General features: G+C 56.0%; 13 protein-coding genes. 4 read left to right on the top strand and 9 right to left on the bottom strand.

Translation table 11 applies throughout. The features are described from left to right. Positions 1-70: 70 nt before the first annotated feature. The 4 genes from Q1Q75_RS09730 to Q1Q75_RS09715 form a co-directional block, all read right to left on the bottom strand. Positions 71-1,093, bottom strand: coding sequence for an electron transfer flavoprotein subunit alpha/FixB family protein (locus Q1Q75_RS09730; RefSeq protein ID WP_300669850.1), 1,023 nt, complete (start codon positions 1,091-1,093; stop codon positions 71-73). A 10-nt stretch (positions 1,094-1,103) separates the two neighbouring features. Continuing rightward, a complete protein-coding gene (locus Q1Q75_RS09725) occupies positions 1,104-1,886 on the bottom strand; it encodes an electron transfer flavoprotein subunit beta/FixA family protein (protein WP_300669848.1) in 783 nt (260 codons plus the stop codon). Positions 1,887-2,001: 115 nt separating this feature from the next. Next, the gene (locus Q1Q75_RS09720) at positions 2,002-3,150 is read right to left on the bottom strand and encodes an acyl-CoA dehydrogenase family protein (protein ID WP_300669846.1); all 1,149 of its coding nucleotides are present in this window, start codon (positions 3,148-3,150) and stop codon (positions 2,002-2,004) included. 133 nt (positions 3,151-3,283) lie between these two features. Next, positions 3,284-3,697: a MarR family transcriptional regulator gene (locus tag Q1Q75_RS09715; protein WP_300669844.1), complete on the bottom strand. Its 414-nt coding sequence runs from the start codon at positions 3,695-3,697 to the stop codon at positions 3,284-3,286. Positions 3,698-4,275: 578 nt separating this feature from the next. Between Q1Q75_RS09715 and Q1Q75_RS09710 the strand changes: the two genes are divergently transcribed. Continuing rightward, complete coding sequence (locus tag Q1Q75_RS09710; RefSeq protein ID WP_300669842.1) at positions 4,276-5,091, top strand: ZIP family metal transporter; 816 nt, start codon at positions 4,276-4,278, stop codon at positions 5,089-5,091. A 119-nt stretch (positions 5,092-5,210) separates the two neighbouring features. Here Q1Q75_RS09710 and Q1Q75_RS09705 read toward each other — a convergent pair whose 3' ends face one another. From Q1Q75_RS09705 to Q1Q75_RS09690, 4 genes are all read right to left on the bottom strand, one after another. Beyond that, positions 5,211-7,277 (bottom strand): methyl-accepting chemotaxis protein, encoded by a 2,067-nt coding sequence (locus Q1Q75_RS09705; protein WP_300669840.1) that lies wholly within the window; start codon positions 7,275-7,277, stop codon positions 5,211-5,213. 517 nt (positions 7,278-7,794) lie between these two features. After that, positions 7,795-9,654 (bottom strand): ATP-dependent helicase, encoded by a 1,860-nt coding sequence (locus Q1Q75_RS09700; protein WP_300669837.1) that lies wholly within the window; start codon positions 9,652-9,654, stop codon positions 7,795-7,797. A gap of 249 nt (positions 9,655-9,903) precedes the next feature. Next, entirely contained in the window at positions 9,904-10,029 is a 126-nt protein-coding gene (locus tag Q1Q75_RS09695) for a hypothetical protein (protein ID WP_300669835.1), read from the bottom strand. A gap of 189 nt (positions 10,030-10,218) precedes the next feature. Beyond that, the gene (locus Q1Q75_RS09690) at positions 10,219-14,976 is read right to left on the bottom strand and encodes a cache domain-containing protein (protein WP_300669833.1); all 4,758 of its coding nucleotides are present in this window, start codon (positions 14,974-14,976) and stop codon (positions 10,219-10,221) included. Positions 14,977-15,442: 466 nt separating this feature from the next. On the opposite strand from Q1Q75_RS09690, the gene Q1Q75_RS09685 reads away from it, so the two are divergent. Further along, a complete protein-coding gene (locus Q1Q75_RS09685) occupies positions 15,443-15,619 on the top strand; it encodes a hypothetical protein (RefSeq protein ID WP_300669831.1) in 177 nt (58 codons plus the stop codon). Positions 15,620-15,964: 345 nt separating this feature from the next. On the opposite strand, the gene Q1Q75_RS09680 is transcribed toward Q1Q75_RS09685, so the two are convergent. Then, a complete protein-coding gene (locus Q1Q75_RS09680) occupies positions 15,965-16,711 on the bottom strand; it encodes a spondin domain-containing protein (RefSeq protein WP_300669829.1) in 747 nt (248 codons plus the stop codon). Between the two features lie 803 nt (positions 16,712-17,514). On the opposite strand from Q1Q75_RS09680, the gene Q1Q75_RS09675 reads away from it, so the two are divergent. Both Q1Q75_RS09675 and Q1Q75_RS09670 read left to right on the top strand, forming a co-directional pair. Continuing rightward, the gene (locus tag Q1Q75_RS09675; RefSeq protein WP_300669827.1) at positions 17,515-18,858 is read left to right on the top strand and encodes a TolC family protein; all 1,344 of its coding nucleotides are present in this window, start codon (positions 17,515-17,517) and stop codon (positions 18,856-18,858) included. Next, the gene (locus tag Q1Q75_RS09670) at positions 18,855-20,315 is read left to right on the top strand and encodes an efflux RND transporter periplasmic adaptor subunit (protein WP_300669825.1); all 1,461 of its coding nucleotides are present in this window, start codon (positions 18,855-18,857) and stop codon (positions 20,313-20,315) included. The genes Q1Q75_RS09675 and Q1Q75_RS09670 overlap by 4 nt, the downstream gene beginning before the upstream one ends. The last annotated feature ends 192 nt before the right edge of the window (positions 20,316-20,507 follow it).

Raw genomic sequence — 20,507 nt, 5'->3', positions numbered from 1 at the left:
GCTGCCGCATCAACAGGCAAAAGGGCGGGGCCTGTCTATTCTGACAGGCCCCGTGACCTTGGTAAAATCATTAGTTTCTGGACGCCTTGAGCTGTGCGATCAGCGCGGGAACCACGGCTTTTGCGTCTCCGACAATGCCGTAATGGGCAAATTTGAAGATCTCCGCGTTGGGGTCTTTGTTGATGGCGACCACGGTCCTGGAGTTGGCCATGCCGGTGGTGTGCTGAACCGTGCCGGAGATTCCCACGGCCATGTAAAGCTCAGGTCGGACGGTCTTGCCGGTCTGGCCGATCTGGACATCATGGGAGATGAGGCCGGTTTCAAACACGGGGCGGGTGCCGCCGATCTCTGCGTCCAGCTCTTTGGCCAGCTCTTTGAGCTGATCAAAGCAGTTGCCGGTGCATGCGCCCAGGCCGGCAGAGACGACACGGACCGCTTCCTGGATGTTCTGGGCAGAGGCTTCGTGTTTTTTGACTTCCAGAATCTTGACCTTGGCGTCTTCTTCTTTGGCCGTGACCTCCAGTTTAATCACCTCACCGGTGCGGGCCTCGTCCCAGGTGGGCAGCATCATCACGCCGGGGCGGACCGTGGACATCTGGGGACGGTGATCGGGGCAGAGGATGGTGGCCATGACGTTGCCGCCAAAGGCCGGACGGGTAGAGACCAGAATTTTCTTTTCGTCGTCGATGTCGAGCTCGGTGCAGTCAGCCGTACAGCCTGTGTGGAGCCTGAACGAGATGCGGGGCGCCAGATCGCGGCCGGTGGCCGAGGCGCCGACCAGAAGAATCTCGGGTTTTCTCTCTTTGGCGGCCTGGCAGATAATGTCGGTGTAGAGTTCGGTGCGGTAGTTGGCCAGCACGGGCGCATCGGCCACCAGGACCGTGTTCGCCCCGTATTTGATGAGATCCCCGGCGGTCTTTTCAAGGTTCTCGCCGAGAATGACGGCGGTGAGGTCGGTCCCCAGCTTATCGGCCAGCTTGCGCCCTTCACCCAGGATTTCCAGGGAGAGGGTAGAGTTCGTCAGCTTGCCTTCGAACTGTTCGATAAATACCCAGACACCTTTATATGCGCTCAGATCTTTTATTGCAGTCATGATCGTCTCCTTAGATAGCATTGATTTCATGCAGTTTTTCGACCAGCTTCTGTGAGGACTCTTTCGGCGTTCCTTCCAGAAACTCTACCTGGGCCTTGGCTCGCTTGGGCGAAAAGACCTTGCGGAGGCGTGTGGGGGAGCCTTTGAGGCCGAAGTTTTCAAGTTCACCGTCCACATCGGCCATGCCCAGCACCTTGATCTCTTTTTCAAAGCATTCAAAGACGAGGTCCATGCGGGGGATTCTCGGGACATTGAGCTCTTTTTCGCAAGTGATGAGGGCAGGCATGGGGCCTTCGATGACGCGCGTCAGGTCACCGAGTTTCTGATGGATTTTTACGGTGCCTTCGCCCACTTCGATGGCTTCTGCATAGGAGAGCAGGGGCAGCCCCAGGAAGTCCGCGATTTCGGGTCCGACCTGGGCGGTGTTACCGTCCATGGCTTCTACGCCGGAGAAGATCAGGTCGAAATGGCCCAGTTTTTTGATCGCCATGCCGAGGGTATACGCCGTGGCCCAGCAGTCTGCACCGCCGAATTTGCGGTCGGTGAGAAGGACCGCATGGTCACATCCCATGGCCATGGCTTCGCGAAGCGCTTCTTCCACCTGGGGAGGGCCCATGGAGACGACGGTGATCTCGGCCCCTTTCTCCTCTTTCAGCGTGAGGGCGGCCTCGATGGCGTTCTTATCGTTGGGGTTGATGATGCTGGGAAGTCCGGTTCGGATGAGGGAGCCGTTCTCGTCCCATTTTACCTCGGTGACGTCGGGAACTTGCTTTATACATACAATGATTTTCATCTTAAAATCCTCTTAATCAGTAAAGTCGTCGATTCACGTGTGACCGCCTTGTTGAACGATCGCCTCACTCCGCGTCAGGGTTGGCATGCGGGGTGGCTGACGTTTCAGGGGCGCCTTATTTTTGAGTCAGAATCGTCATGCCGGCAATGGTTTTGTTGATCTCAAGGCTTGATGCGACAACGCCTAAGTGCATGGCGTTTCGGAAGATTTTTTCGACCTTGTACTCCTTGGAATACCCGTAGGATCCATGGAATTGAACGGCCTGGCGGCAGACTTCCTGGATCAGGGGCACGGTCAGCACTTTGAGCTCAGACGAGGCCGCTTCAAACCCCTTATTTTTTTCGTCCTGGAGTTTGACGGTCTTGTAGCACAAGAGGCGACATGCTTCGACGCGGGTCTTCATGTCGGCCAGCATCCAGGAGAAACCCTGCATGTAGCCCATGGGGAAGCCGCCCACAACGCGTTGGTTGCCGTACTTGACGGATTCGTCCAGGGCGGCCTGGCCACCACCGATGGTGGCTGCACACTGCTGGATGCGTTCGCCGGCGATCCATCTGAGGAGGATGGGGAAGCCTTTGCCCTGCCTGCCCAGGATGTTGGCTTTGGGCACACGGACGTCCGTGAAGAAAACATCGCAGGTGTCGGCGCCATCCAGGCCCATCAGCTCGTAGTGGCCGGAGAAGGTGATGCCCGGAGACATTTTGTCGACGATAAAGGCGGTGGTGTCGAAGGGCTTGCCCTTCATGGAGAGGTCTTTGGCGAAGAAGACGCCGGGGCCGGGTTTGTTGGCCATGCTGATGAAACGCTTGGTGCCGTTTAAGATAAAATCGTCGCCGTCAGGCTCTGCCGTCAGGGTCAGGGCGCGGGGGTCTGAGCCGGTGTTGGGCTCGGTAAAAGCCATGGAGGCCCAGGCGGTTCCGTCGCACAGGGGCGGAACGAATTTTTTGATCACCTCTTCGGTGCCCCAGTGGCAGATGGTCTCTGCGACGGAGTTGTTCATGAAAAAGGGGAGCATACAGGTGGATGCGGTTTTGCCCACTTCCTCGGCAATGAGAATCAGGTTGAAGTTGTCCGCACCGATGCCGCCCAACTCTTTGGGAATGTCCATACCGAGCATGTGGTGCTTGGCAAAGATCTCCTGGAGATAGGGGGGATAGTCGTTATGCTCTTTCATGTAGGCGTCAATCGCGGGGATCTCTGTCTCACAGAACGCCCTTGCCGTTTTGATGACCATCTTGTTCAGAGGTGTTAAGTTGAAATCCATTTCAATTCCTTTCCTTCTTCATTGATGTAAGGGTGTTAATACGGTTATGAAGCTGCTTGAATGAAGGCCTGGGATCGGCGGGCAAAATCGCGGAGACGATCCGCCTGCATGCAGACGTATTTTCAAGACCTCCTTACCTCAAGTCCTTTAAAAGACGTTTTAAAAGAAGCCTCTCCTCCTGGGAAAAGCTTTGTAAAACAATGTCATTGACATTCTCACGGATCTGGAAAAGGTCCCCTTGATATTCTTTCGCCTTATTAGAAAGGGTGATTTTTAAGGCCCTTTTGTCGTCCCTTGCGGTCTCTTTAGAGATCCACCCGGCTTCCGACAGGCGGTCGAGGACGCCGGAGGTGGTGGCGTTGTCGAGAACAAGGCGTTTTCCAATCTCCCCGGCCGTCAGCCCCTCGTCCTCCCAGAGTGCTTCAAGGATGAGGATCTGAACCGCTGTGATGCCGTATGGCTTGAGCGTTTTTTTAAGGGTTGCCTGCGCCTTTTGGTTGGCTTTCGCAAAAAGGAAGCAGATACAATCTTCATAGCTGTTTATCATGTGAGTCAATGTCTTATGTGTTTGTACCGATGCCCCAACAAAAAAAGCCCCGGACACGGGACGGCGGTTGGAACGTTTCCGGGCCTCTTTGATATGCGCGTGCTTTTAATAAGAATACTGCGTCGTTTGTCTGGTTCCATCGGTCATACAGTTTGCGTTAAAGTTTGTAGAGCTAGCCTTTAGAAAACGCTGGTTATTAAGGCTAATTGGTCTTTTTTTTAAATAAAACGGTGATATTATCTAAAATAGAGCCGTTCTCTTAATTTAAATTAATACTTTGTATGCAAAGGTATTTCCTTGCCATACTTGTGTCAAGCAAAATGTGGAGACCGCAAAAAAAAGAGAGACCTATGGGTGGGGGGGCTTCGGGCGTTGCGGCCTTTCTGTCTCCTGGGAGGAGCCCCGCGGGGACGCCTCTTCTTTTCCTCTGAGCCATGCAGGTTGGCGTTGTGCAGAACCTGTAATTTTGGTTACAATAGGAGAATCATCCGTTGATATACCGGGAGGCTTTTCCTGTCCCCCAGCCTTTGATCCTTTGGTTCCCACTCTTATCGATCTGTTATCAAACAGGAGGCGTTATGATTGAATTCATGCGGCAGTTTCACCCCGTGATGCAGGCCTTTATTGCCACTCTTTTTACCTGGGGAGTGACGGCCGCAGGGGCCTCACTTGTTTTTTTTGTCACCGCAGTAGACCGGAAGCTGATGGATGCCCTTTTAGGTTTTGCCGCTGGCGTGATGATCGCCGCCAGCTTCTGGTCCCTTCTTGCGCCTGGAATTGAGATGGCGGAGCATTTGGGGTACATCCCATGGCTGACCGCCGTGATCGGGTTTATGGGGGGGGGGATTTTTATGCGGCTTACGGATAAATTTCTTCCCCACCTTCACCCCGGCCTGGGGATGGATGAGAGTGAGGGGATCAAGACCTCCTGGCAGCGAAGTACCCTGCTCGTTCTTGCCATCACCCTGCACAATATTCCTGAGGGGCTGGCCGTGGGGGTTGCCTTCGGAGCGGTGGCCGCCAATCTTCCTTCCGCCACCATGGGGGGAGCCATCGCCCTGGCCATTGGGATCGGGCTCCAGAATTTTCCCGAAGGCACGGCCGTGTCCATGCCGTTGAGGCGCGAGGGATTGAGCAAGGGGAAGAGCTTTCTTATGGGCCAGGCCTCCGGGATGGTGGAACCGATTGCCGGAGTGTTTGGGGCGTATTTCGTTTTGAAAATGCAGGGGATCCTCCCCTACGCCCTGGCCTTTGCAGCCGGTGCCATGATCTTTGTGGTGGTGGAGGAGTTGATCCCAGAGTCTCAGGCCGAGCACAAACACATTGATATGGTGACCATGACCACCATGGTGGGGTTTTCCGTGATGATGGTGCTGGATGTGGCGCTTGGGTAATGATTCAGCGCTAAAAACTGCCTCCGGTGGCAAGGTGGGGCCGCCTTGAAAGCGGGGTTGCGAATGCACTGCCGGGTATCAGGGCGTGATAAGAACGCCCTGATGCCCGAAACGATCCTTTAAATTTTAAATTTTCTCACCAGATCGGACAGGGTCCGGGCGAGTCGGGCCAGCTTGTCGGCCCCGGCTTGGGTCTGGCTGCTGTTGTCTGACATCTCTCCGGCGGAGGTGTTGACGGCTGAGATATCCGATGCAATCTCGGAGGCAGCGCCTGACACCTGGGCCATGCTTTCGGTGACGCTCTGCAGTCCCGCTGAAGCCTGGGAGACATTGCCGGCGATTTCATTGGTGACCGCGGTTTGTTCTTCAATGGCCGTTGCGATGGTGATGGTGATATCATTGACGTCATTGATGATTTGCGAGATGCCATCAATCTCGGTCACCGCTGTCTCCGTGCCACTTTGGATCCCCTGTATTTTTTGACGAATTTCCAGGGTGGCAATCGCGGTCTGTTTTGAGAGCTCCTTGATCTCCCCTGCCACCACGGCAAATCCCTTCCCTGCATCTCCCGCCCGAGCCGCTTCAATGGTGGCGTTTAACGCCAGAAGATTGGTCTGCTCGGAGATGTCTGAGATGGTTTCGGTGACTTTGCCAATGTCAAGAGCCGCCGCACCCAGGGTGTGCATCACGGCCGAGGCGTTTTTCGATCCGGTCACGGCCTCGCTGCTGATGGTTCTGGATTTCTCTGAATTCCTGGCGATCTCCTGGATGGTGGAGGTCATCTCCTCCGTGGCCACGGAGACCATATTGATATTTGTAGCAGCCTGTTCCATGGCCGCAGCCACAGAGTTAATACTGGTGGCGGCCTCTTCCGTGGCCGCGGCCACGGTGTTGGATCGTTCGGAGGTGAACTCCGCGCCTTTTGACATGTCTCGGGAAAGACCCAGGAGGTCGCTTGAGGCCGCCCCTACCTCTTGGGCGTTTGATGCGGTTTCGGTGATAATGGTATGGATTTTTTCGGCAAAGGTATTGAACCAGCGGGCGAGCTCGCCAATTTCGTCCCGGCTGGTAATGTCCAGGCGCATGGTGAGGTCCCCTTCACCCTGGGCGATATCTTTTAAGCCGTCGACTACCTTGTTGATGGGCGCGACGATGATGGTGTGCGCAATAAAAAAGACGACCCCGAAGAGGGCGAGCACCGAGAGAAGGCCAATGAGAAGGCTCGTGTTTCGTAAGCTTTTGGCATCTTTCAGCACTTTATTCATGGGGAGGGTGATGACACAGCTCCAGGGCGTCTGTGTCTCTCCCAGTGTGAAGGGGCTGTAGGTGGAGACCACCTCACCCAGGAGAGATGAGCGCCTGAACTCGATGGATTCTTCGCCCTTTCGGATGGCCTCAAGTCTCTCTCTCTGGTCTTTAAATTCGCTGAGATTTTTGCCCACATCATTGTTTTCATGATTCGCCGCGATTAATCCCTGGTTTGAGATCAGAGTACAGTATCCGGTCTCCAGAGGCTTGATGGCCTTAACCAGGCTGGCACAATCTTCCATGGAGAAGTCCACCCCCACCACGCCGACCGGATGGCCGGCCATCCGGATGGGGACAATGAGACTGATCATCATCACGTCTTTGCCGTTGACCGTGTAGGTGGTCGGTTCCATGAGAAATTCCCGGTTGGTGGACATGGGGACCGAGTAATAGGCGGATTTTTCCCTGTCGGCGGCATTGTAGCTGTCACAGATATCGAGCTCGATCTGTCCGCCCGATCGATACCAGTAAGGCACAAAGGCCCCCGTCCTGGGGTGGGAATCGACTCGTTTCATCGACTCTGCGTCCCGGCCGTCCATGTTTTCCCAGGCGCACCAGGTGGCCATGAAGTGATTGTTGTCTTTAAGCACGTGCTTCAGGATGTCGTTTACCGTCTCCCGTTCCAGGGGACGGGTTTCGGTGTTCAGAGCCGAAAAGGTCTGGGCAAGGGTGCGGGCCGTATCCAGAGCATTTCCCATCTCCCCTTTGATCTCTTCTCCGTACCGGTGGGCCATCTCCAGGCCTGTTTGGACGGCATTTTTTTTGACGACGCCGGAGGCCTGGATGGTGATGACGGTGATCACGGCGGCAAAGGAGACCAGGACAATGGTGCAGATCGTGGCGATCATTTTGGTTTTCAGTTTGAGATTATCGAGCATATGTCACTCCATGGATAGGTTGATCGTAAAGGGCCATAGGGGCGGTTTGCGATACACATGAGGCGGGAGAGTCTTGCCGGGGGCTGCGGTTTATTTCAAAGGAGAGAAGACGCATGGCTGGCTGTGTTCTGTGACCGCCTCAGGTGACAGGCAGGCCATGGCCTTGCCTTTAACAAAGGGGGCGCCCTCGCAACTCCCCTGTTGATGGGGGACGGATAAAGCACATTCGATGCCATCTCGGTATAAAAATCAAATAAAAGACTGAAATGATGCGTTTTCTATGAAGGCCGGGTGCTGTGGGCAGAGGGGGGCGAAACGGCAGGAAATGGCATGCTTTTTTGAGAGCAGAAGGGGAACGGTTTTAATTTACAGACAATCGCAGCGGTTGCCGCTTTGGGCATCATTTGTGCCAAGAATGGCCGACAGGCCGGGCACGGACCACGTGTGACAGCCCCATGCGCTCACGGGTGAGGCTGTCAAACGTTGTCAGAGGCGGGGTGTTGTTCGCGGGGGCGGTTTAAATGCCCAACTCATCCATGGCCGAGTCGAGTTCGTAGAAGAACCGGCTCTTTTTTGTGCGTTTTTTTCGGCGTGAGGAGGCGGAGGTGATGTAGAGGTGGCTCTCAGCACGGGTCACGGCCACGTACATGAGGCGGCGTTCCTCTTCAAGCTCCCGGTCGCTCTCCATGGAGCGCCAGTGGGGAAAGAGCTGCTCTTCCAGGCCGACGATAAAGGCCATCTGGTATTCCAGGCCCTTGCTGGCGTGGACGGTGGAGAGGTGAACCCCTTTGCCGCCTCCGTCGTCCTCGTCTTTGTCTTCCCGGATGAGGTTGACGTCCTCTAAGTAGTCGTGGAGGGTCTCTTTCAGGGAGGCCGTGTGGATCAGCTCATCAATCTGGTCTTTGCGGGTATCAAATTCTTCCCGTGTTTTGCAGTAGCTCAGGAGATGATCCAGGTAGCCGGTCCGGCCCAACACCTCTTCGATGGCCATGGCCGGGGTCATCACCTTGATCGTGTCCAGGAGCTCGAAGATGTTGGTGAGGCCTTCATGGATTTTTTTGGAGAGGACGCGCTCTTTGACCATGCATCGTGCCGACTCCTGGAAGCTCATCATGCCCACCCGCGCCTGGGCTATTTTGGAGATCATGGAGGGGCCGATACCCCGCTTGGGGGTGTTGACGATACGCTCAAAGGCCACATCGTCACTGGGGAAGGCCGCGGCCAGGAGGTAGCAGTTGATATCCAAAATCTCTTTTCGTTCGAAGAACCCCTTGGAACCCACCATCTGATAGGGAATCTGGAGCTGCCTCAAGGCTTTTTCAAACCAAAGAGACAAGGCTTTCGTGCGGTACATCACCACCATGTCTTCGTAGTCCACACCGCTTTTGTATTCGGTGCGAATCTTTCGTGCGACCCATTCGGCCTCCTCAAATTCATTGAAGAAGGTGCGGGTTTCGATGACAGCCCCCCGTTTTTCGGAGAAGCAGTGTTTGTCCATACGGCTTTCGTTGTTGCCGATGATGCCGTTGGCCAGCTGGACGATTTCGTCGGCGGAGCGGTAGTTCTGCTCCAGTCGGAAGATTCGGGCGTTGGGGTATTTATCGGGAAAGGAGAGAAAATGGCTGACGTTGCTCCCTCGGAATCCGTAAACCGCCTGCCAGTCATCGCCCACACAAAAGAGGTTCTCATGGCCCAGCAGGAGGCGGGTGATCTCTTCCTGCAGGTTGTTGGTATCCTGGTATTCATCCACCAGGATGTGCTGGAATTTGTCCCGGTATTCGGCCTTGATTTCGGGGTGATCCCTTAACAGGTCGCGGGTGAGGCAGAGGATGTTGTCGAAGTCCAGGGCGTTTTTTTCTTTCAGGATGCGTTCATAGTCCCGGTAAATTCCCTCGGTGCGGCTTCGGGTGATCAGGGGCAGGGCGTCCAGGTACGTGTTGACGTTGCCGGAGTTTTTGGCCCGTGAGATCTCCGAGAGGATGGCCGGAGCGTGTTTCTTGTCGATGTTCTGGGAGAGGGCGATCTCCTTGATGGTCTTCTGCTGGTGGTAACTGCTGAAGATCTCCAGGGGCATGTGGTAGCCCAGCTTGGTGCAGTGCTTCTTCAAAATGGTGTAGCAGGCGCTGTGGTAGGTACGAACCCAGGGAAAGTCGGTGTCGAGACGCCCGGTCATCTGCATGAGACGGCTTTTCATCTCCCCTGCGGCCTTGTTGGTGAAGGTGATGGCCAGGATGCGTCGGGAGTCCACGTTCCGTTCCATGAGTCTTGCAAAACGGGCCGTGAGGGTTCGGGTTTTTCCAGAACCTGCGCCGGCCACAACCAGGGCGGGGGAGCCGAGGTGTTCCACGGCGGCTTCCTGCTGCTGAGATAGTTCCATATAATAGGCACTCCGTGAGAACGGATGGGTGGTTAAAACGAGGGACCGATCAGGGAAGCTCCCTTTGGGGGCGATACCAGGATGGGCCACAGACAGAACCGGCCCCTTCGGACAAAAAAGGGGCCGGTTAACATGCCAAGACGATACGACAATGCGTATATGGGATCAATAGAAAAGATGGGGGGGAAAGGGACCCAAAGGGAGGGGGAGGGTGCGGGATTGCAGGGTTTTTGCCTTTTGGCAGGCTCTTTAGATTTTATGGGGGCAGCCTTTGCTTTTGGCGTGGCGCCTTCGGTGGGTACCGCCCGTCTGCGGTTGGGCGTTGATGGCCAGAATGATCCCGGCCAGGGCAGTTGATGTGATGACAAAAACCATGGGGTTTCGTTCCGAGGCGTGGGGGCCGTTTGCTTGTGGCGAGATGCGAGCAAGCAATAGGCCAACCCTGGATTTTGCATGCGTAGTAAACGATGTATTCCATTGATAACCACTGTTTCGTGCCTGTGTCAAGGTTTGTCTGTTTTCAGGGGGTTGGGTGCGATGGGTGGGGCGACAGTTGCGCTGTTCTCAGGGAACCTCTGGGGGCGTGGGGAGCCATTGATCGATCACGCGGGACAGTTCAGCCAGTCGGATGGGTTTGCTGAGATAGTCATCCATCCCAGCGTTCAGGCAGGCCTCCCGATCTCCTTTCATGGCAAAGGCGGTCATGGCGATGATGGGGACGGTCCGGTTAAGGACAGGGGAGTCGGGGGTTCGAATACGTCGGGTGGCTTCGTGGCCGTCCATCTCCGGCATCTGGACATCCATCAGGATCAGGTCATAGGAGGTTTCGGAGAGGGCGTGCAGCGCTTTTTTTCCATTGGCCACGGCCACGGCCTGAAACCCCATTTTTTTCAGAAGGAGCAAGGCGAGCTTCTGGTTGGTGAGGTTGTCCTCGACCAGAAGGATTCGCTCTGTGCGGCGTTTGCTTTCCTCGACAACCTGGGGGGGGACAAGGGTTGGCGTTCCATCGCCTGCGGGCTTGCTCTCCATCACAAGGGAGAGGGCCTCGTACAGATCTTTTTGCCTGACGGGCTTGATGAGGTAGCTTGAAAAACCGATCTCCTGCATGCGTTTGGCGTCGTCTCGGCGTGCCATGGAGGTCATCATGACGAGTCGGGTCTCCTTGTGTTCGCTGTGACTCCGAATGGTTCGGCCCAGGGTCTCTCCGTCCATTTCCGGCATCTGCATATCGAGGATGGCCAGGCGATAGGGATCCCCTTCGGTCTGGGCCAGAGTGAGGTGACTCAGCGCATTCGCTCCGCTGCTCACGGCATCGGAGCGGATGCCCCAGGCCGTCAGCTGGGAGGTGAGAAGGCGGCGGTTGGTGTGGTTGTCATCCACGACCAGCATGCGCAGACCTTTCAGGATGGTGAGAGGGGGGGGAGGGGGCTGGGTTTTTTGTTTGTCGAGGGGAAGGGTGAACCAGAAATGGGAGCCTTTACCTTCCTGGCTGATGACCCCGATTTGGCCTTTCATTAACCCCACCAGTTGTTTTGAAATGGTCAGGCCGAGGCCGGTGCCGCCAAACTGGCGGGTGGTGGAGGCATCCACTTGCTGAAAACTCTTAAAAATCAGGGGCTGTTTTTTAGGGGAAATGCCGATGCCGGTGTCCTTGACTGAAAATTTAAGGAGGACTTTCTGCCCGGTATCCTCGAGCAATTCCACATGTACCGAGACCTCTCCTTTTTCAGTAAATTTTACTGCATTGCCTGTGAGGTTGATGAGGATTTGTTTCAGGCGACCGGGGTCTCCCTTCAGGTAGGAGGGGATCTCAGGCGCCGGGGCACAGATAAACTCTATTTTTTTCTCCTCGGCGTTGAGGGCCATCATCCTGACTAAGTCATCGAGCATGGCCCGCAGGTCGAAGTTGAGGATATCTAAGTCCAGTTTGCCCGCCTCTATTTTTGAGAAATCGAGGATGTCGTTGATGAGGGAGAGGAGGGATTCTCCTGAGGCCTGAGCTGTTTTGGCATACTCCCGTTGCTCCTCCGTGAGGCGGGTGTCCAGGAGCAGTTCGATCATCCCGATGACGCCGTTCATGGGGGTGCGGATTTCGTGACTCATGTTGGCCAGGAAAGAGCTCTTGGCCTGACTGGCCTCTTTGGCCTGCCCCAGGGCGTCCCGTCGCTGCTGCTCCATCTCTTTGCGCTCGGTGATATCGCGCATAACACAGTGCAGGACCTGCCGTTTTTGAAAGGCAATAGGGGTGAGGCTGACGTCAGCCCAGAAGGCTTCCCCATCCGCCCTTCGGTGCATCCATTCATAGGTGATGGGCCCTTCGTTCAGTGCCTTGGACATGAGGCGGTCGATGGCAGGGGCGGAAGGGGTGCCGTCGGGTTGCAGGGTGGGGGAGAATCGGGAGGGATGGGTGTCCACCACCTCTTCGATGGTGGCCATCCGAAGGATGTGCAGGGCCGCCTGGTTGCAGTCAATATATTTATTTTCTTCGATGAGAAAGACCGGATCGGCCGTATCCCGGAAGAGGCTGCGGAATCGCTCTTCGCTTTGCTGCAGCTCCTCCTGGGCCAGGCGAACGTTGGTGATGTCCCTCGCAGAGCAGAGGACCCCGGTAATCGTTCCATTCCCTTCGAGTACGGCTGTTTTAGAGATTAAAAGGCTTTTCAAGGTTCCCTTTCGGGTAAAGGCCCACTCATCGATGATGGGTTCCCCCTGTTTTAAGACCTCTGGGTCCCCCTTGGAGAAGAGTTCTGCCTGTTCAGGGGGGAACAGCTCCCAGTCGGTTCGTCCTTCGATGGCCTGGCGATCCAATGCCATGAAGGCCGTGCAGGCGGCATTGACCATGCGATAGACTCCCCTCTTGTCCTTGAGCATCAGAAGATCGGTGGTGGAGGCGAAGATGGCCTCCAGCAGGGATCGTTGCTTGAGCAGGACCATGGAGACCCGCTGGCGCTCTTCCAGGACCTCGTTGATGCCCACGGCCAGGTTTCGGAATTCGGCGTGGCCGTAAATGGTGATATCCATGGGGTTGCCTTCCGAGGCGGTGAAATCCTCCTGGAAGGTCTGGAACTGTGAGGCCAGGCGGGTGGAGTATCGGCGGCCCAGCCATGTGCAGAAGAGGCCGAGAGCTCCCATGGCGGCCAGCATCAGGCCGAGACGAACCGAAAAACTGGTGAGCATCTTGCGCCTGGCCAGGATGACGGCCTGGTTGAGTTCGTCCAGGGAGAGGCTGGAGCCGACGGCCCACTGCCAGTCATCCACCCCGCGAACGTAGGCGAGTGTTTTCTGGAGGTCCCCTTCTACAGGGTCTTCCCATAGGTGGGTGACAAATCCCCCATCCATTCGTTTGGCTGTTGCGATAACCTCCTGGGTGATTGTCAGGCCCTGGGCATCGGTCTGGTCCCAGAGATTCCTACCGATCAGGTCGGGGCGGGTGCGGTTGACTAGCTCCACCCCTTTGTAGTTCTTAACGAAGACAAATCCCTTTCCATTGGCGTAGGAGATGTCCTCAAGTTGTTGCCGGGCAAGGGCCTGGGTGTCTCCCTGAATGTCATCCAGGTATTCTCCGCTGCCGATGATGAGCCCCAGGGGTTCGAAGAGGCGCAGGTGGGTGAGTTTCGGGCTCTGGAATGTCGCCCCCGGGGACTTGGTCCATTTGTATTGACTGAACCCTTCTCCCGATGCTTTCGCCGTGGCGATGAAGTTCTGATTCAGGAACACCCCGTCTTCGTCGGTGAGGTAAAGGAGGTTTTGTCCCTCAAGCTCAGGCAGCAGCGGGTGGACCACCATGCGGCCTTTCAGGTCCAGCACAAAATAGTAGCCTCTCATGTCATTCCACCGCAGGGCGTAGAGGGCATCGTGGATCAGCTCTTCAATCTCTGCCGGGGGCAGGTGGCGGTAAGTATTGTACAGGTGGCTGGTAATGCCCAGGGCCTCTTCGGTGCGGGATTTTAAGTCCCTTCGCAGCCGAACCCGTTCGGTCTCCCGCTGGAAGGCAATGGCCTCCATGGCTCGGTCCACCTGATAGATGATGGTCTGACGCAACTCTTCCATCAGCTCTCGGTTGAGGTTTCGGCTGTTCTCCTTGAATTGCAGATAGTCGTGACCCGCCCAGAGCAGGGTCGCCAGAATCAGAGCCATGGCGGGGACCGCAATGACGATCTGGGAAAGCTGTGCCGAAAATTGAGGGAGAGAGGCTTTTTTTCGGAAGATCCGGGACAGGATCAGGATGATGTAAAGCAGAGCCATGGAGAAGAAAAAAATAATCACGGCATTGATGTAGTAAAAAGGGCGGGGCAGTTCCCCTTCAGGAGCCCCCAGAACAACACTTCCCGAGGGCAGTTTCTCCTGACTGATTCGGAATTTTTTTAACACGGTGTCATCGAACATATAGATGTTTGGGCTTGAGTCAATGACCGGCAGCTGACTTGCTTTTTTGCCTTTGAGGATTCGGCGGGCAAGGGACGCCGCATTTTTTCCCTGGTCTGTGGCGCTCGCCATGCGCCCACCCATCACCCCGGTTCCCAGGTAGAAGTCCCAGAGCCCGAAGACGGGGACCCGGGCCTTGCCCGTGATGAATTGGCCGCTCTGTTCAAAGGAAAAATATTCTCCGGATTTATCTCGGTTGTAGAGGATGAGAAGAACCACATCTCCTTCCTTTAAACGTTTCAGTCGATGGGCGAGTTCCTCACTGGAGAGTTCGCTCCACCAGAGGAGGTCGACCTGCTCTGATAATGGGGTGAGAACGTTTTCAGCCTGGTGCTTCATCGCCCGGGCGGTGGGAGTGATTCCGGTGATGACAACAAGCCGCCTGGTTTCAGGCAGGAGGGAGAGCGCCAGTCGGGCCGTACCCAGGGGGTCTGTCTTTTCCACCACCCCGGTGATGTTTCCGTGAAAGCCGTTGAGCATGGCGGGCTCGTAGTCGTTGATACCGCAAAAGACCACGGGGATCCCTGGAAAAAGGCGTGGGCCGTATTGCCGAAGATAGGCGAGGGCGTTGTTGTCCGAGCAGAGGATCACATCCGGTGGGGTCGTCTCGTATTTTCTGGCCAGAAATTCCGTCATCGGTTCCACCATCCGGGCCATGGGGGAGCGCTTGCTGTCGAGATACTCGACATGAAGCACGACTTCATCTTTTGCGAAGGCCTGGGTCACCGCCTCGGTGATGCCATCCGTCCAGGAGAGGCCCTTGTGGTAGGCATTCAGAAGAAGCACCCGCTTGGGAAGGGTGGCCCCGGACACAGAGGAAGGTGTGGCCAGGAGGATGCCCCAAAAGAAGATGATGAGGGTCATGAGACCATATGTGCGCTGCACCGGAGAAACCATGGGAACTCCTGGAGCCGTCACCCAGGGGGTTGATTCCCGGGGAGAGTCAAAATAGGAAAAAGGATGTCCCGCCAGGGGACATGTGCTGTGACGAAGGCTTTTACTCAGAATTCAGGTGTTATCTTCAGGCTGGGTGGCATTGAAATCAGAACAATAAATAAAAATAATACGGTATTGGCTCTGTGGTGTCAAGGCGCGGACGGCCCAGGGACGGGCCGCGGTATGGCGTCCCCACGACCGTGGAGAGGCCCTGTAAGGGCGAACCGCAAAGCCACCGCGAACCCACGAAAAAACAGAAAACAGCCTCCGGCGGCAGGTGGCGCCACCTTGAGAGCGGGCTTGCGAATGCGCTGCGGGTCTCGTTATTTCAGTACAATAGCGTTATTAACAATTATTTAAGTAAACGAATGATCGTTTAACTGGGTGCGATGGTTAAGCGAGAAAATCAGAGTGTGGAGAGCGTGAAATGATTTTTATCGGTTTTTTTGGGGTGTGGGTGAGTCTTAAAAAGCAGGGGGGCGTCATGGGCTGTGACCGGATTGGCTTGTTTGGTCGATGGGTGTTTTATTTTGTGAGTGTTGAGCCCGCCGACGTGCGCAATATCCCGTATTTAGGGACAAATACTTTATCGACAATTGTTTAAATAAACAAACGATCATTTGTTAAAGGCGTGTTTGGACGTGTTTGGAGGGTCCCCGCCCTTATTGATGGTGTGTTCGTTGGGGCTCTCAGGGTTTTAACCCGGATATTTCATGAGAAAACAATCAGGACTAAGGAATAATTCGTAATTACAGTTCTTTGTAGTAATATTTTTAGTCGTTTCAAAAATGCAAAATGTAATCCACGGTATTCTGTTTGATTTTCTCACCCTTCGGGCGAGCCGGGTTAAGGATGCGCGCAGAAAGGATCAGGAAAACCGACACCGGGCGCATGCAATGTCTCCTGCTGATACCGCCGCTTAGATGAACGTGGCGATATGCCTGCCTGCTTATTTTATCCTGTCGTTTGACGGTGGGGCGCTCTGGGGCAAGGCGGGTGGTTTTATCACGGGGGTGAGGGTGACCCAAATCATGTCGGTAACCTTCGGGGCGGGGCCGGTGGCCAGATGGACATTGCGATATTCGGGGGCCCCCCTGCCGGGGCCTTTTTGTCGGGCGGCCTGGTACTTTCCGGTGCCGGGTTTCTCATTGATTTCCGTGCCGCAATCCCAGAGCCGGATATGGGCGGTGATGTCGCCGTTTAGTGGGGTGCCTTCATGAAACAGGGGAATTCCCGCACACGGGGTCCCGAAGAAGAGATCGTTGGATTCGGTGACCATGGCAGCAAAAGAGAGAGAGTCTCCGGGCATGGCGAGGAAGGTGAACGTGTAGAACCCACCGGGTGCCAGAGGGACGGCAGCCTTCACCGGTAAGGACGCCGGGAAGAGACCGGCTGCAGCGACATCTTCCATTTTTAAAAGATGGGTTAAGAGGGCCTCGGGGTTGCCGTCTTCGGCCAGGGCTTCAAGGCCCGACTCTTTGTCGACTTTTTTCGCTCTGTACAGGGGGTAAGGCACGGTATGGACAGCCCAGAGCCCGGCGCCGATGGCCGTGGGGAGTGTTGAGGTCTCCGAGAGGTTGTGGAGGGTCACCGTAAAGGGCGTGGGCCGCTCCTGAGGAGAACGGTTTTTGGTGCCGCAGCCGGTGATGAGAAAAACGAGGACAAGGGCCATGACGAGTGGGGTTTTGTGGTGCATGAGGGTCTCCTTGGAACGGGGGATGGGTGGTGTGTCTCCATGCATGTTACCCAAAATACGTAACGGAGACAACGGAAGAGAATCATTTCAGTTTTCATCCAGCTGGAAAAGTGCGGACGTGTTTTTGGGCGGGTTGCGCTGCGGCATGACCGGAATGGGAGAATGATGTATATTTTTGAATCGTTATGTTAAACTGAACCGATTTTGTAACTATTCAGCTTAAGCCTCCGGTGGCCCTGCCGGGGGCTAAGCTTTTGAAAAGTTTAACAAACAGGTCTTAAATATATATTTCAGCTTTACATCGACCCAAATGCGGATGTGATTTGGCCCGAGGAATCCGTCTTCGCCTGCGGCTACGCCGTGACATGGGGGCAAAGCGCATTCGCAAGCAGCTTTCAAGGTGGCACACCTTGCCGCCGGAGGCTTTTTTGGGAGCTGAATAGTGAATCGATTTTTTTGTTTGGGTGACGCTGCGTGGTTTTGCCCGAGTCCTTTTTTTCTTCTCCGCATATTTTTCTTCCTCTCCCTATATTTCAGGCCCCTGCCCTGAGGGCCTTTTGTTTCCTGCAATGATTTACGTCAGCCCTTCACAATACTCTTCAGCGTTGTAGAGAATACTCTTTAACGTTCCTGGATCGTGGGGAAGCAAATATTTATTATCCAGATATTTTATCCTTAAAAAACAGTCTTATAAAAGGACCGCCAGGCGGTTGGCACAGTCGCTGCACTGTTGGCCGGTAAGGTGGCAGATGTGGTGCGTGTCGCTTCATTGATTTTTAGATTAATTCACAGGGACAGAGGGAATGAGACGATTTATTTTTAACATGTTGGTGGTGGCGGTGTGGGGGCTTGTCCCGAGCCTGGGCATGGCCCAGGAAGTGTCCCTCTCTTCGCTCGTTCTGGAGGCGGTGGCGAACAATGCGGAGATCCAGGCCACCCGGGAAGAGGTCCGCGGGTTCTTGGCCGCGTCGGGGTATGCGGGGGCCCTGCCTAACCCGAAACTCGGGGTGGGGCTTATCAACCTGCCGGTGGATGGGTTGGCCATGGACCAGGAGCCCATGACCCAGAAACAGCTCTCCATCACCCAGCGCTTTCCCTGGCCGGGAAAGCGGAGCCTTGCCGCCGATGCCAAACGGGTGTCGGCTCAGAAGGCAGAATCCCGTTTAAAAGAGCAGGTGCTTGTCCTTCAGCGTGAGGTGGCCAGCCTTTATTATGAGCTCTGGTTTGTGGGCGAGAGCCTGAGGTTGAACACGGAACTTTTTGAGCTGGTCACCCAGGCCACCGAGGCCTCTGCATCACGGTATGGCGCAGGCCGTGAGGTTCAGCGCGCCGTCCTTGCAGGGGAGCTGGAGTTGAGCCAGTTGACCGACGAGCGGATGCTTCTGGAGGGGCGTCGTCGCAGCCTGGAGGTTGGCCTCAACCGATTGTTGCAGAGAGAATACTATCGTGTCGTGAGGCCGGAAGTACGCCTGGATCTCCCGCAGCTGAGGGCGGCCCAGGAGTGGGTGGCCCGGGCCGATGCCGAAAATCCTCGTCTTGAGATGCTTGGAAGGACCCTCGACTTGAGCCGTATCTCGCTGTCGCTGGCAGAAAAAGAGGCGATGCCGGATGTGGATATCAAAGTGGCCTACGGGCAGCGGGAGGATGACCCCATGGGAAACAACCGGGATGATTTTTTTTCTCTCTCTGTCTCGATTCCCGTGCCGGTCTGGAAGCACCGTCGGGAGGATCGTCTGATCGCATCCCGGAGGGCCGGGGAGCGCGCGGCCATATTGGGGTATCAAGGCTATGAGCGGGAGCTGCCCCATCGCATTGAGGGCTTGTCCACGGATATGGCGACGGCCTTGGATCGCCACCTTTTCTATAGAGACGATCTGGTCCCGAGGGCCCGGCAGCTCTCCGAAGCCTCGGTTTCACGCTATGAGGTCGGGGGGGCCTCCTTTGACCAGATGATTGATGCGGTGATGGCCGTCTTGAGATCGGAGTTGAAGGCCAGGATGTTTTTACGGGACGCGCTGGTGGCGGAAGCGAATCTTAAGGTGGTTGCCGGGGATGTTTTTCCCGGGGTGGCATCGATTGTGAATCGTGAGGCGTTGACACGTGAGCGAGTTTTTAAACGTTCCGAGGCGCAGGGAGTGGCGAAATGAGACTGAAAAATAATGCAATGGCGTGGCTTCTGGGGCTTGGCGTGGGGGTGGCTGTGACCGTTCTGGTCGGAGGGGTGTTGATGCCCGTGTTGAAATCGGGCCATCCACCAGGGGAGAGGACGTCCATCACGCGGGACGGCCATGACCATGAGACGGTGGAAGCGCTTTGGACCTGCAGCATGCATCCCTTTATCCTCGTGGATGAGCCTGGGGATTGCCCGGTTTGTGGGATGAACTTGATCCCCAAGATCGCGGAAGCGGCCGCGTCAGAAAGCCCGGCAGAACGGGTGGTGGCCTACTGGCGTGCCCCGATGAACCCGTCTGAAATCTATGATGGCCCGGGCCAGAGTGCCATGGGGATGGATCTGGTGCCTGTGTACGAGGATGCGCTGGTGGGCGGGGTCGCGATTCATATCGATCCGGTGATGGAGCAGAACATGGGGGTCCGTCTGGAACGGGCCGCCCAGGCCTCGCTCTCTCGCACCCTGCATACCTGGGGGCATGTGACCTACGATGAGACCCGAACCTATCGGGTGAGCCCGCGTTTCTCCGGCTGGATCCAGACCCTTCATGTCAACTTTGAAGGGCAGAAGGTGAATCGCGGGGAACCCCTTTTTACGGTGTATTCCCCGGAACTCATCGCCGCCCAGGAGGAGTACCTCAATGCGCGGTCACGGCTTGCACAAGGGGGCAGTGAGACCCACCGAAGGCTCCTCGCCTCGGCCAAACGAAAGCTTCAGAACTATGCCATGCCTGCGCCCGAAATTCGGCGGGCAGAGCGCTTGGGACGAGCCCTTGAGAGTGTCACCGTGACCTCCCCCTACACCGGTGTGGTGGTGACCAAGGGCGTCATGGAAGGGGGATATTTTAATGCCGGCACCACGCTCTACACCCTCTCGGACCTCTCTCGGGTCTGGGTGGAAGCCCATGTCTATGAATATGAGGTGGGGCGGGTGCGTCAGGGCCAGGCAGCCTCCATGGCCCTTCCCTTCAGCCCGGGGAAAATTCTTACCGGCAAGGTGGCCTATGTGTATCCCTTTATGCAGGGCCGCACCCGGGATGTGACCGTGCGCCTGGAGTTCGACAACCGTGACGACTACCTGAAACCCGACATGTACGCCAACGTCAGCCTGATAACCGATACCGGCGAAAACGGGGTGGTGATTCCCGCTGAAGCCGTCCTCCACTCCGGCAGCAAAGAGACGGTCTTTGTGCGAACCGGTCAGGGCCGATTCACCCCCCGTGAGGTGATCACCGGGATTACCTTAGATGATGGCCGGCTTCATGTCCTTAGGGGCATCGCCCCCGGCGATGAGGTGGTGGTCTCCGGCCAGTTCCTCCTCGATTCGGAGTCCCAGCTCAAAGAGGCCGTGGCCAAAATGATGGAGGTGAAGAACCCAAAACCTCCCAAGACCGGGCCGGATTCTGAGGACGATGATTTTTTTGAAGATATGTAAAAAAAACAGCCTCCGGCGGCCAGGGGATGATCCCCTGGACCCCAGGTTGCGAATGATCTCACCCCTCGTTCCTCGGGTTGAGATCATTTGCGAAGCCTTAACATTCACGCGAATGCGGACGCGAGGTGCCCAGTGTACCCACAGCCGTAGCGCATTCGCAAACCCGCTTTCAAAGTGGCGCCACCTTGTTTT

The organism is Desulfoluna sp., assembly GCF_030145185.1.
GTDB lineage: Bacteria > Desulfobacterota > Desulfobacteria > Desulfobacterales > Desulfolunaceae > Desulfoluna.
The sequence above is the reverse complement of the archived record's forward strand: the minus strand, read 5'-3'. Positions and strand labels throughout refer to the sequence as shown.